The organism is Streptomyces phaeofaciens (genome assembly GCF_014648915.1).
GTDB classification, from domain to species: domain Bacteria; phylum Actinomycetota; class Actinomycetes; order Streptomycetales; family Streptomycetaceae; genus Streptomyces; species Streptomyces phaeofaciens.
In genome coordinates this window covers 1-12,822 of sequence record NZ_BMSA01000068.1, presented here as the reverse complement: position 1 = coordinate 12,822, position 12,822 = coordinate 1, and the positions used below count along the sequence as shown (strand labels likewise).

Annotated in this window: 13 protein-coding genes; 1 reads left to right on the top strand and 12 read right to left on the bottom strand. The window is 59.3% G+C overall.

The genetic code is table 11. The features are described 5' to 3' along the window. Positions 1 to 1,075, top strand: a 1,075-nt coding sequence (locus IE275_RS45150; RefSeq protein WP_229871430.1) for a hypothetical protein, incomplete at its 5' end; no start/stop codon positions are given. A 424-nt stretch (positions 1,076 to 1,499) separates the two neighbouring features. Here IE275_RS45150 and IE275_RS45145 read toward each other — a convergent pair. From IE275_RS45145 to IE275_RS45090, 12 genes are all read right to left on the bottom strand, one after another. Next, on the bottom strand, positions 1,500 to 2,255 hold the full coding sequence (locus IE275_RS45145; protein ID WP_189718526.1) for an ABC transporter permease: 756 nt from the start codon (positions 2,253 to 2,255) through the stop codon (positions 1,500 to 1,502). 68 nt (positions 2,256 to 2,323) lie between these two features. Beyond that, a complete protein-coding gene (locus IE275_RS45140; protein WP_189718525.1) occupies positions 2,324 to 3,106 on the bottom strand; it encodes an ABC transporter permease in 783 nt (260 codons plus the stop codon). Further along, the gene (locus tag IE275_RS45135) at positions 3,103 to 4,113 is read right to left on the bottom strand and encodes an ABC transporter ATP-binding protein (RefSeq protein WP_189718524.1); all 1,011 of its coding nucleotides are present in this window, start codon (positions 4,111 to 4,113) and stop codon (positions 3,103 to 3,105) included. Before IE275_RS45135 ends, IE275_RS45140 begins: the two co-directional genes overlap by 4 nt. 18 nt (positions 4,114 to 4,131) lie before the next feature. After that, positions 4,132 to 5,115, bottom strand: a complete 984-nt coding sequence (locus IE275_RS45130; protein ID WP_189718523.1) for a hypothetical protein — start codon at positions 5,113 to 5,115, stop codon at positions 4,132 to 4,134. Continuing rightward, the gene (locus IE275_RS45125; RefSeq protein WP_189718522.1) at positions 5,105 to 6,067 is read right to left on the bottom strand and encodes a nitroreductase family protein; all 963 of its coding nucleotides are present in this window, start codon (positions 6,065 to 6,067) and stop codon (positions 5,105 to 5,107) included. Before IE275_RS45125 ends, IE275_RS45130 begins: the two co-directional genes overlap by 11 nt. A gap of 46 nt (positions 6,068 to 6,113) precedes the next feature. Continuing rightward, positions 6,114 to 7,046, bottom strand: a complete 933-nt coding sequence (locus tag IE275_RS47505) for a YcaO-like family protein (RefSeq protein ID WP_373299399.1) — start codon at positions 7,044 to 7,046, stop codon at positions 6,114 to 6,116. Between the two features lie 335 nt (positions 7,047 to 7,381). Beyond that, positions 7,382 to 8,110, bottom strand: coding sequence for a SagB/ThcOx family dehydrogenase (locus tag IE275_RS47500; RefSeq protein WP_189718520.1), 729 nt, complete (start codon positions 8,108 to 8,110; stop codon positions 7,382 to 7,384). Positions 8,111 to 8,117: 7 nt separating this feature from the next. Next, complete coding sequence (locus tag IE275_RS45110) at positions 8,118 to 9,056, bottom strand: SagB/ThcOx family dehydrogenase (RefSeq protein ID WP_189718519.1); 939 nt, start codon at positions 9,054 to 9,056, stop codon at positions 8,118 to 8,120. A 143-nt stretch (positions 9,057 to 9,199) separates the two neighbouring features. Then, on the bottom strand, positions 9,200 to 10,183 hold the full coding sequence (locus IE275_RS45105; protein ID WP_229871431.1) for a SagB/ThcOx family dehydrogenase: 984 nt from the start codon (positions 10,181 to 10,183) through the stop codon (positions 9,200 to 9,202). A gap of 154 nt (positions 10,184 to 10,337) precedes the next feature. Continuing rightward, positions 10,338 to 11,555 (bottom strand): DUF6421 family protein, encoded by a 1,218-nt coding sequence (locus IE275_RS45100; protein WP_189718517.1) that lies wholly within the window; start codon positions 11,553 to 11,555, stop codon positions 10,338 to 10,340. A gap of 157 nt (positions 11,556 to 11,712) precedes the next feature. Then, positions 11,713 to 12,261, bottom strand: coding sequence for a GNAT family N-acetyltransferase (locus tag IE275_RS45095; RefSeq protein WP_189718516.1), 549 nt, complete (start codon positions 12,259 to 12,261; stop codon positions 11,713 to 11,715). Positions 12,262 to 12,359: 98 nt separating this feature from the next. Further along, on the bottom strand, positions 12,360 to 12,506 hold the full coding sequence (locus tag IE275_RS45090; RefSeq protein WP_189718515.1) for a hypothetical protein: 147 nt from the start codon (positions 12,504 to 12,506) through the stop codon (positions 12,360 to 12,362). Positions 12,507 to 12,822 lie beyond the last annotated feature (316 nt).

The window sequence follows — 12,822 nt, the reverse complement described above, 5'->3', positions numbered from 1 at the left end:
TCGTTGCGCCTCACGGACCGTCACCCGGTCGGTGGCCACATCGAAGAAGCTCAGTGCCGTCGTCGACGAGCGCAGGCAACGGGCCCACAACACGTCCAGCCGCAAGCAAGAGTTCCCAGAGCACGACGCCCCGCCGCTCGACGCGCATGCCTGCGCAGGGCTCCTCGAAGCCGCGGTACGCATCACCGACCAGCACACCGTGGATGACGCCACCGCCCTTCTCGAGCCGATCGCTGCAGGCCAGGGCTGGAAGTCGGCCTGGGGCCGCAACTACCTCATGACGGAACCGCCCTTCCAGGCACAGCTCCGCCTCGCACTTGAACCCCTGATCCTCTTCAAACCAACCAGACCGGCCCGACGGCATTCGATCGCCCGCAGACGAAACTACGGACCCGAGCACATCCCCGCCCGGATCCCCCAGAGCTGGTTCGACCGGCATTTCCGGCACCTGGACATCACCGGCATGCAGCCACGTGTCTTCTGTCGAGCCATCTCCGTCCGCCTCTACCAAGAGGCAACCGGCCAGCCCGCGAGCAGCGCACCCGACTTCTTCCGCCAGCACCGCCGTCACTTTGCGACTGGCGCAATGTTCGGCCTCAACCGCTGGCTGGAGAACATCAAGAACTCAGACCTCTTCGGTGAAGCTCTCGCTGGGCTGATCGCGGAACTCGAAGCAGCGGAGCACCTCGTCAACTACCAGAGAAGGCGGGATCGCATGCACAACTGGCAACTCACGGATCCAGAGTGGGAGGCGATCTCTTGCTCCCTGCCGCCTCCCCGGTTGGGCTATGAAAAGTACACAGAGTGGGAACAGTCAGCCGCGTCCACCTACCTCTGGTGCCACATCACCCAAGGAGAACGGCAATTCGCACCATGGGTCGCTCAAGGCGGCAACGTGGAGGAGATCCACCAGGTCCTCCGAAACTTGCGCTACGCCAAGGCACACCGAAGACACCGCCCATTACTGGACATCCTCACGACGCTGGCCAACCGCATGGAAGGCGCAGTGGACGCAAACGAGTTCGACACCGGCCGCTTGGACGTCCGGCCCTTTCTTGTCGCCGGCGGCAGCTGATGAATTCACAGCCCAAAGCTGCTCGTACCTCAGGGCTCGGCGTAGTCGCGTGATGCCCGGCTCGTGATCATGTGAGGCCGAGTCGGGCGAGCAGGCGTTTCGGGTTGCGGGAATTGGCGCGGAGTGCGGCGGCGATGTTGTGGGTGCTGGTAATGCGGAGGGTGCAAGCATCGTCAACTCCTCCGGTCGAATGACCCGTTCACCAGGGACACTTGCGCGATGGCCTGCCCCTTGGTCAGGGGGCACTCACGACCAGCGGATACACGCCCCGGCCAAATACTCGGGCGTTCGCGGGCCCCGATCAGCTACACCACTTCACGGGACGCTATCTCGTGCGACTCGTCGTTTGAACTTGACAGCCTCCGGAAATGCTGGACGTATCACGCAAGCCTTTCGTGTGACTCTAGTCCATTCCTAGGCCGTGTCAGCCTAGGCTGGTAGTGCGTCCGTGACGCACCTGTCGACGGTAGTAAATGATCGCGCATACGCCTACACCGATCAGGATCGCGGCACGAATTACCTCAATCGCAAGGTTTTCAATGAGTGGATCATTTCCTTCCATGACACTTCGAGCCGCACCGAGGGCGTGGTATCCCGGAATCCAATGTGCGACAGTCGTCAGCCATGACGGATAAGCAGAGGGAGGAACAAAGAGACCCAACGCCAGCGACAGGAACCAGACAGCGAGGTTGATGACGATGAAGACGTCTCGCACGTAGAGAGCAAGAACACCGAGAAGCATGCCGAGGGCAGCACTGGATAGGGCTCCACACAGCAGGCATGCCAGCAGAAAAGGCAGCGCATCCCCCGAAATATTTACACCGAGAAGGACCACGCCGACGGGCAGGGTGAGAAACCCAGCCACGGCCCCAAACAGCGCATATGGTAGAGGGCGAAGGATGAGCCCTGCACCGAAGGCGCCGGGGCTGATAAGAAATGCTTCTAGAGTGCCGTAATAGCGCTCGCTTGTCACTGACATAACTCCGCCAGAAAGCGCAGGTAAGCACGTGGCGAGCGTGACGCCACCACTCAGGTAAAATTCCTCGTTCTCAACACTCAGAAAGCGCCCGAAGAAACTATAGAACAGAAGATCGAATGCAGGCGCGAAGACGAATGCCAGGAAGAAGTCACTTGGCCTCGACCAGTTAAAAAGGGCACGGAATGACAGAAAGTTGGTCATAAATAGACGTCGGAAATCGATAGTTGCGGCCCAAGGAAATCGGCTCGGCTCGGCGGGACTGTCCTGGCTTACCACAGGTGCATGCCCCCTCGAGATCGAGAGGAACGGGCCGCAGCGTTGACACCGATCCACCCGAGTGTCGCGTATAGAAGGCTAAGAGCGAGGCAGGCCCCGATGGCATGCACGTCCCAAATGCTGTGCGTGGCAGCCCTTAAGGCTTCTGCCGCGAAGGTGACGGGTAAAAGCTGACTGAGGACCTGTGCAGGGCCGGGCAGGGCGGAGACCGGGATCAACACACCTGAAAGCAACCAGAGAGGAGCCACGACGGCTTCGGCGACACTTTCTGCCTTACGCACCTCGACGAAAACAGCAGCAACTACGAATCCCACAACGCTCATGGCAAGGACGCAGAGTACGACGGTTACAGCCAGGGCAGGCAAAATGGGGCCCTCTATACGCGCGTCAAATAGAAAGTACCCCCAGGCAACCGTGCCGAGCATAGCCTCGAACCCCAACAGGGAAACCGCAACAGTCATCGACATGATCGTCACGGGGAAACGTCCCGGTGCAGCCAATAAGAGCTCGAGCAGCCCAAGGCGTCGCTGTTCCTTGATCAAACCACCTGCTCCGTACATGACAGTGGTCCACATGCCCATGAGACCTGCCCCCAGCGTTATCTCAAGGGATGTCAGTCGACCCGATCCGGCTTCTCCGATCAGGTGAGCGACGGTGGCGAAGAAAAGGGGTAGCAGGAAGGTGATGGTGAGCTCAATCGGAGACCGTGAAAGGTGCAGCAGGTAGAAACGAACGTTGGAGGAGAACAGCTTCCAGTCGGCGGAAAGATTGGTCATGCGCTTTCCTTGTCGCGAGACTGACTCACGAGCGTGACGTACTTGTCCTCAAGAGTCGGCTCACGGAGCTGAAGGTCCAGTAGTTGTGCTCCGTTATCCGCTGCCACGGCCTCGCGAACCAGTCGAGGCACCTCGATTCCCGCGTGCGCCGCAAAACGGATGGTCAGCAATTCCCGATCGCCGAGCGGCTCCAGGTGGCAGTTAACGACGTCGATGCGGTCTTCGAGATTCCGACAGAGAGCCTGGGCGCCTCCAATTATCTCCGCACGGACGACAGAACCAGCATTCGCGAGAGCGCCAAGTTCCTTACTGGTCCCTTCAGCGATGATGCGCCCGTCAGCGATCACCGCCAGGCGGTCACACAGATCTTCTGCCTCGAACATGTAGTGCGTCGTGAGAAGGATCGTCTTACCCGAGTTCTTCAAATTCCGCACAATGGCGCGAACATCGCGTGCCGCCAACGGATCGAGCCCATTTGTCGGCTCATCCAAGTAGATGATGTCCGGGTCGTGGAGAAGGCCGCGGGCGATATGAAGCCGTTGTTTCATTCCCCGAGAAAATGTCTCTACGCGATCGTTTTGGCGATCTAAGAGATTCATCATTTCGAGGAGCTCGTTGATCCGTTTACGCTGCTCCACGGGAGAGATCCGGTAAAGGTTAGAAAAATACCGTAGATTGTCACGAGCGCTGAGTCGGTCGTAAAGTCCTTTATCGCCTCCAAAGACGTAGCCGATGCGGCTGCGAACTTGGTGAGGGCTTCGTACGGCATCAAGGCCGTTGAGATAGACTTCACCGCTTGTCGGCACTAGCAATGTGGTAAGGATTTTGATCGTGGTAGTCTTGCCAGCCCCATTGGGGCCGAGTAGACCGAACAACTCACCCCTCGCTACGTTGAGAGTTACACCTCGGAGTGCCTCGAATTTTCGTATTCTGCGGTTCATTCGCCAGACCGACCCTGTGGCGACGTCGAATTCGCGACGGACGTCGTTCATTACAATCGCGGACATTACTCTTCCCGCCCTCCCCTAACCGACATCGGCACTACGGAACCACTTCACGAAGTCTCCAAAAGGGTCCGGCCTTTCTGTCATTAAATGAGCCACCCCGGTTGCGAGCAACTCGTGTGCACTATGGAGCAGAGAATCCTCATCTACGCTATTTGAACGGTCGCTGGCGGCTTTCGTCCATCGGCTCAGTACTTTGGATAGGGGGGTTACTTCAATCGAATCAGCATGAGGAGAGTTTAGTGTGTCGATCAGGCCATCGACGCCCAAAATTCTTCGCATATATATAAAGCCACCAAGGACACCCGTAAAGGCGCCAGCTAGATCACGTTGATCAGTAGTGGCGCGACGGCTTGCGATTCTCTTCGGATGCAGGGGCCCTTCGCGGGCGAGCGCGCTAGCCAGTGTGGACCACATAACGGATTGTGCGGCCTGTTCATGAGGGCTAAGGTGTGCTGCAGGTTCCGGAAATTGACCTGTCGGATCGACCATAACGGTGACATGGCAGTCCCCGAATGTAGCCGATCCGGGCGGCAGGGGTAGACGAATCTGACCCAAGACATCAACCGCAGTGCAGGGGTCTGGATTAAGTAGTCTGCGTGCGACGATCAGCGCGCACTGTTGCTCCGTTTGGTAGCCGTACAGCCGCGACACGGCATGTTGCAAACTATCCAGCGCCTGGGTGACTGCAGTGTGACCCGAATCCCAGTGATCCGTAAAGAGCAACTGGCCCACCGTACGTCCATTTTGTACGTGGGGAACCACGATGATGGACGGCCCTCGTACGGTGGCGGCTGTACGACAGGCATCGTCCGCGACCAGTGACCAGTCGCCACGCTTCAGAGCATGCTGCACGGCCTCGGCCGTGGACGGGCTCAGCCACTTGCCGGCAACTCGCCTCAACCATGCGAGTTCGGCCAGGCCGTCCGCCGTGGGATGTCGCAGGCGCTTCTGCAGCGCCTGCAGAGCGACAGTCACCAGAGGTGTTAGAGGCTCAGTCGCCATGTTCCCCCGCTTCCTTTTTCTCTCCAGTCATTCGCAGGCTCCGGAGGGCGAGTATCGGCCCAAGGCTAGGTGCTTGATCCGCGATAGGACCCTGCTCCGGGGGGGCTGCCTCGGTTACGACAAGATCGAGGCTCTCGGCCGCTGTCTCCATGACTTCCAGAAGGTGGCCTAGATCGAGGAACACCGTCGGGTAGGCAGTGCTCGCCCGATACCGCCACTGCACACGACGTATCGCGAGGTGGACAGCTATCAGCGCGTGCCCGGGCGGTACAGAGACATCGAATTCAGTAGAAATTTGGATCAGCGCGTGAGTCAGCGGATCATATGCGAATGTGACAGGCATACCGACATGCCGGGAGTCCATGGTGACGGTGAGATCGAACGGGTGACCTGCACCGAATGAGGGAGGGACTCGGAGGCTGCGAGGCAGCGGACCAAGCTCTGCTGATCGAAGGATCGCATTGCTGTAATAGAGCACACTGCCCAAGGCGTAGTGTGGACGGTTGGGCGCATCGTGAATGGGATGCGCAAGAAGGATCCTGCGCAATCCGGTGGGCCATTGGGTAGCGACGGGAGGAGGAACCTCAGCAGCGGCAAAGTTCTCCATCTGCTGGACATCACCGATCAGGGTGTCCGGATCCCTGTAGTCCGCCGGCAAGGCAAGATTCGCCAAGCGCCAGGCATGCAGGACCGGTGCTTCCGGATGAAGGGACGGGCTGGACGCAGTCGGTACCAGAATCCCCGTGCGCTGGAAAGACTCCACACAGCGGTCTGCTGCTGCTTCTGGTACACCCGCAGCCATAGCTGCATCCATCGCCATTTCGGCGGTAACGGTCCTCAACTCAACCAGGCCGCGCAAGAAGTCCCACAGCGTCTCGTTGCCGAAACCCAGCTCACGTGCGGCACCTTGCAAGGGATCATCGAGGAGCCATCCGCTTGTGTGGTGCAGCAAGGCGGCAGTGGATGACACGGTCCATGTCCGAGCAGAGGCAGTCACTTCAGCCTCCCAGGAACACAGGGGTTAGCCCGCTCGGGGCTCGAGTGTCTGGTGTGAATCTCGGCAGTTCGGGGCAGACCACTCTCAGTACGTGAAGGCCGAGGGCGTCGGTCAGTTCATCCCCGCAGTCCACTGTGACAGCACGACCGTCCACAGCCTCGACGAGAGATTCCGTGCCCCGTTCCTCAATAGGTGCCGTTTCGATCTCTCCGCAGTCGGAGCGGGATGGGAACGTCTCAAGGAATCGAGCCCGGAAGTTCTCGCCCACCGGGTTGTGGCCGTTGGGAGGATCGAAGCGCACGCGTCCCTCCTGTGATGCTACTGGCCGGGGAGCGGTATGCATCTGGAAGGCTTCTCGCCAGGCGGAGTGAACAGCGCTATCGACAGTTACCCCCGCGCCACCACCGAATGCGGCAGTGAGACGCTCCCCGTGTTCGGTGAAGATAAGACATCCTGCTACGTGCCAGTTACCGCGACGCAAGTGCCACACCTCGCAATCACTGTGCGGCAGCGCAAGAGGCGACCGTTTTAGAAGATCAGAAGTGATGTCAGTGTGGATAGAGCATCTGCTGCCTCGCTGTGTCCACCACTGGTGCAATGCCGAGCGCTCCACCCATTCGCGGAGTCCATGGAATACGGCACGCTCCTTGGACGTGTGTGCGGACATACCCGTCGAGTCCGTGGTGATAGCTGATGCGCCTCGCCACTGTGAAGCGAGGACGGCCTCCTGGAATGGCAGCCAAGTGGGCATCCCGTCCAATTCGTGCGCCATGGTCCACCAGGTAGGGGCCCCCACGGTCACGGTTCCAGATGTGGCAGGGCCTGGGGGCTGCGTTGCAAGAATGAGGCGTTCCCGCGGGCGCCGGAACGTACAGCGTCGCTCGAGCGCTTCGATCCAACCCAGAGTCAGAGCATCCTTTGGAGTCGCGGCCATCCCGCCACCTACCACGGCGGCAAACCCTCTGGTCCCGCAGGGAACCGTCACAAGAACGGCTGATGACCACTCCCCGGTGCTTGGATCCCCATCCACCTGCTGCAGGAGCAAGGGGCCATACGGAGCGTGAACGTTTGGTCCATTCGACTCGAAGTCCAGGCCCTGCCACAGCCCGTCACAACGGGGATGTTCCCAACAATCGGGGTGCAGGACAAAGGTGTGAGACGGATCAGTGTTTGCGGTCACGAGCGGGCCTGCCTCTGCTGCCCACAACACACCGCAGGAGCGGCAATTGGTTACCGGAAGCGACAGTTGAGGGAGAGCATCTGTGGACGTCACGCGAGAGCCATTGCGTAGAGCGGAAGATGGAGCGCATCTGGCAGGGCGAACAGACTCCGTGCCACATCGTCGAAGAACCCTCCGACGGGGCAGTGGGAAACCCCTCGGGTGTCAAAAGCCAGCGCCAGGTTCTGAGCCAGGTGCCCAGCTTCGATCAGCGCGTACCGGTAACCGCGTTCCCCGTAGCGCGCGCCGATTCCGTGCATGTCCGCTACGAGGAACAAGACTGCCTGCACAGTGTCCGCGCGTAGTACGGTCGTCCGCAGGAGCTCCGGAGCGTCTGGCGAGACCTGGGACTCGCGGTCTGCCAAGAGAATAGGTAGCAGGGACCCCTCAGACGGGTCGAAGCGGTACGCCCCAGGCTCTAATCCTTGTACGTCGCTCACGTAGCAGTAAGCGGAGGCTGAGTAGCAGCCGCCAGCACTGGGGTAGGGGCGTAGGCCGGCGGAAGACGGAGCCATGGCACTGGTCAGGGCCTCAACCAGGGTTTTCCGGATGAGCCGTGTGGATCGTGTACGGCGTGAGCGACGCGCGCGCCAGATTCGGTCCAGGTGCTCGGCATCGACCGGGCGGCCGCTCGCCGGAGCGGCCAGGGACTGCTCCTTGTTGACTGTCGCTGTGTCGCCCCACAGGTCGGCCGGCCTCGGTTCCGGATAGTTCCCGTAGGTGGACTGCTGGTGGAATGTCAGAGCGGCCTGCAGGTAATAAGCAGTTGGGTTCTCCATAGCCCCGTTATCCCGCAGCAACGAGGTAGAGGCTTGACTCCTCAAACCGGTGGGTCCCGATCAGGTCGTCGGCGAGAACCGGCTGATGCGCAGGGGTCGGGAACGTCGTGAAGCCAAAGGCCGTCAGGGCGATGAGATAGCGCTGGGCGAACTGACCGACCAGGGTCAGCAGGGTGCGGTAGGCGCGCGGGTCGCCCTCGTAGCGCAACATGTGCCGTTCCCATACCGCCGACAGGATCAAAGCACATGAGCCACTGCCGGCCCGTTCCTGACCCGTGAAGGCAGTGCGGACATCCTCCCGGAGGTTCCCCGCGCGGACCAGCGAGAGACGGTGTCCGGCCGGGTCGTAGTGGTAGATTCCTGGCGATACTCCGTCGACGTCAAATGCAACGACGTACGTTTCCAAGTCGGCGTAGGCATTCTCAAGCAAGGCGGATGGCCGTGCTGTGTACTCCTCTTCGGCTCGCCGCCTCATTGCCACGAGCGGTTTGTTGGCGTCGATCAGGATTCGGCTCAATTGTGCAACATTCATGGTCTGTCCTGACCACGGAATATGGGTGCGGCGCGAAAGCAGGACGTCTCCCAGATCGCGCTCGGGGTACGCCTGCGGCTCGGGAAGGATGACCACCTGATCAGTTTCGATCTGCTTCCAGAAGGTCGGTATGCCGTGCCTGCCGATTCGCTCCCGCAGAACATCGTCGGGATCGTGCGGATCTGCCGCATCTACGACGTCACAGTAATTCTGCCCTTCTGAGCGGCAATGAAGGACCAGAGCGTCCAGCCAGCCATACCTTTTCCATTCACGGACCTCGGGCATCAGTTCGTGTTCAAGGTCTGCGTCCTGTAGAACCCCAGCGGCGATGAGCTTGGCCGAGAATTTCTCCGCCGCCGCAAGGTCGCAGTCGAACACTTCGGCGCATACCTTGGCCAGTTCAAGCTCATCCATGGGACGCTGCACTCGTCCGAGCAGAGACAAAACGCGGGTATCCGGTACCTTAACGGACTTCCGCTCCAGGAGGAGATCGCAGATTACCGGATCTCCAAGGCGAACTCGCATGAAGTCATTTAGGCGATACATCTTCATAGAAGTCAACCCTCCCAACCGATAGCCATGAACGACATTACCGGATTCATGAGTTTGTCATTTCTCAGCACATCGGCCACTTCTCGCTCATTCATGGAAAACGCTCGGAAGTTTTTCTGGCCGAGCAAATTTGAGACGAGCGAGGCGGTTTCGAGTACATGCCCTGCGTCATAGTGCATGACGCGATAGGAATTGCTCTCGCGATAGCGATACATACTGACCTGGACACGCGAGGTCAGCACAATTACAGCCGCTGGTGCGGCAATGCGCCAGCGTGGAACTTTGATGATGTTCGCAGCAACCCACGCCTCGTCCAGGTCGTCTTGGACGTGCTCAAGTTCGTGATTCTTCACGCCATAGTGGTACACGCCTCGGGCGAGACCTGCTATATCCAAAGCAAAGACATAAGCTTCCGTGGGATGTCGGCTTCCGCCAGAAGGGCTGACTTTGGTGATGTGTTCGCCAGTCACCGGCAGCTTCTTGGTTCCGGTTTGACCGAAGCCGAACCATAGGATGCGTGAAAGGGTGAACATGTCCAGCGGAGCGGTGGCCCCGAAGGTTCCATGGGGGATTTCTTCCAGCGCATCCGTGACTGAAACGCCCAGTGTCCGTCCTGGTTCCGGAAGTGGCGTGACGCGCGTTGAGACTGCTGGCATGTAGATTGATGGCGGGGCCTCTGCATCTGCGTATTCGCGCATCAAGGCTACATCTTGCCGAAGGCCGTCCCGCTGACCGTAGTCGATGCGGGGTATGGCGTCGGTGGACGCGTGATAGGAAAATGCATCAGACCATCGATACTCATCCCACAACGCCTTGCCAGAGAACAGGTCACGCTGCTCACCGGATTCGTCGCTGACCAGAATAGCCGTTGATATGAGGCGATCTACCTCTGTCCTTGCAGCCATCAATGGAACTCCCGTTAACGCGGCTATCCGCTCCGCCGCTACGTCGACGAAGGTCCACTCCTGGAGTTCACCCAGAAACTTCATCAGGTACACGTTACTGAGCGTGCCGGCGCTGAACGAGCGTGCCTCCCGAGGACTTCTCAAGTAGACATCGCCGGCAACGCTGCGTAACTGGAGATCAAGCGCACAACGAACTTTCAACGCACTGCTTCCTTGCCTGAGGTAGCGGTCGAAGTCTTCAGCAGTCCTGGAACGTCATAACAATGCGCTCCCGGCCACGGACCTTGCTGTAGTGGTCCTCTAGTGCTGAAGGAAGGCTGTAGCTTTTACCCTTACCGACGAACAGCCTGTTACGGAGGTCTGCTGCCTGATTCCTGAGTTCCCTGGGCGTATCGCGGGAAGCGCGAGCGGCCGACTCCCCTGCATAAACGGCGCCGAGAATCTTGCGAACCGCGGCCTGTGCGCCGTCCCAGTCGATATCTATCTGCCCGGCACCAAGCCGGAGGGCACCTGACGCATGAAGCGTGGCAGCCCAGAGGCAACCGTGTTCTCCATCGAGCGACTTCCCGATACCGTTCGCCAGGGGATCCAGCGCGTTTCCGACTCGCACCGACCGCAACAGCCTCTCGGCCAGAATGAGTTCCTGTGCCAGCCTTGTCCGCTCCCCTAACTCCCCTTCCATGAGCCCCAGGGCAATGAATGCGCTCATGTCCGTGCGCATTTCCTCGATCGGTCCGTAGTCCATACCAAGGTCGAGCTTGTAGCCCGGCTCAGCGAAAAGTGGCATAGGACCGCTGGAGTGCATCATTTCGTGCAGGGTGAGCCACAGAATGAAAGCATCATCGATTTGGTCGTCTGAAGCACCACAAAGCATCGAATGACGGGAGTCGATGCGCAGCCTGTCGAGGAAGGGAACAGTTAAGACGTCGAATCGGGCGCGAATAAGGTTGTGGAGGATCAAGGACCTTCGGTTCTCGCGGTGACGCGCAGCATCCGTCCATCCGTCGAAGTAGAACGGAGTGAAAAGGGCGATAGCCTTAGCCCCGGCCTCTGCGAATGGGCCCACCGCTGCGGTTATGTCATAGAACTCCACAACTCGGCCCATGAAGGAGCAAGGAGCCCCGAACATGGCCTTACCGATCCAGCCCGTCGCCTGTTCCAGCATGGCAACGTTCTGCGCAGCGTGAGTACGCTGCTCAAGCAAGAAGAGTCCCATCCCCGACGGACCGCTCTCTTCTGCACGCATGGGGCCGAGATAGAAGTTCACGCGTGCGCCGCGAGAGCGCGTAAACGCCTCTACCGCATTGTCCCAAGTGCCTCCACACAGACCTGTCGCAATGCCGTCGAGCAGGTCCTCGCGTATTCCTGCACTGGCGAGATGCGACCGGATGAGCGTAAGGTGTCCAAGAATTTCGCTATGGACGGCACCGTCGCGAACAGCATCACACAAGAGCATCCACTCAGGATGCGCCGCGAGCGTACGGGAGGTCTGTCCACTCAGATACACATGGGTTGACTGGTCCGAATTCTGCTGATCAAGTAGCAAAGTGCGTCTCCATCTCAATGAGCAGCCTTGAGGGTCAGAGATTCGGAAGTCAGGCCGCCCGGGATTCTTAGGCGTTATCCGGCTGGTTCCGGTAGCGGATCTCTAATTCTGCAGAATTCGCTCCCGTGGGCTGGATTCGCTCATCAATTCGCCAGCCGAACCTTTCGTAAAATGCGCGCGCGCGTTCGTTCCGCTGGAGAACCCAGAGGGTCGCCTCTACCACTCCGCTCTGAGACCAAGACTGGTTGGTTGCAGACATTAGCGTGCACCCTGCCCCCGTACCCCAAAACGAGGGGCGGACGTACAAAGCATAGAGCTCCATGACGCGTTGACACTTGAGATCGTCGTCCCGAGCCGGCCCAAAGGATGAGAACCCCACGACCTGGTTGCCGGACTCTGTCACCAGGAGCTGCGTGCCTGCGGCTACCGAAGAGGCTATTTGACCTCTCCAAAATTCGGTGGCCTTGTCAACGTCTAAAGAGTGCAGTTTTTCCGCAGGAAGGATGTCAGCATAGGCTTGCCGCCAAGTGACAATCTGGATTTCGGCCACCACGCGCGCATCATGGGCTTGTGCTGCCCGCACGATAGGCACCGAGGAGGGCGTTTTGTGTTGCATTCTCTGGCCATATCTCAGATATAGAAGGAGTGAGGGAAAGGCGATGGGTCAGCACCGAGACAGCACCGACCCACCGCCGTTACCCGCGTAGCAGTCGCCTAGCGGATACAGCCCTGCATGGGCATGATCTGCGCCGGCTCGACCTCGGACACCTCGATCTCGAAGATCGGAGCATCGCGCTTCTCGGCACCGGGGTGCGCAGCGCTCATTTCCGTCTTTGCAGTTTCCTCGATGGGAGAGTGCATACCAAACTCCTTACGCAGCAACCGAATTGACGCATGAAGGTTAGGTCGCGGTAACTTCTCCATGCAAGGTCATTTTCTACTCACCATCAACACCCGAGGGGCGCGGACAATAGGGATATAGATCATTTTTCGACCTTGAGGATCTGCCGATTAGTGCAATTTGCCCCTTGCGTCAGTGGCTGGATTCGATCTTTTATGCGGTTCGGAATGGTTTTGCGATACGTCGAGCTAGCCCAGATCTTGGCTTGTTCTTATTTTTCTGACTGAGCTTCTTCAGCGTTGCAACTCCAGGGTGAGGACGGCCTTGGCGATTGAC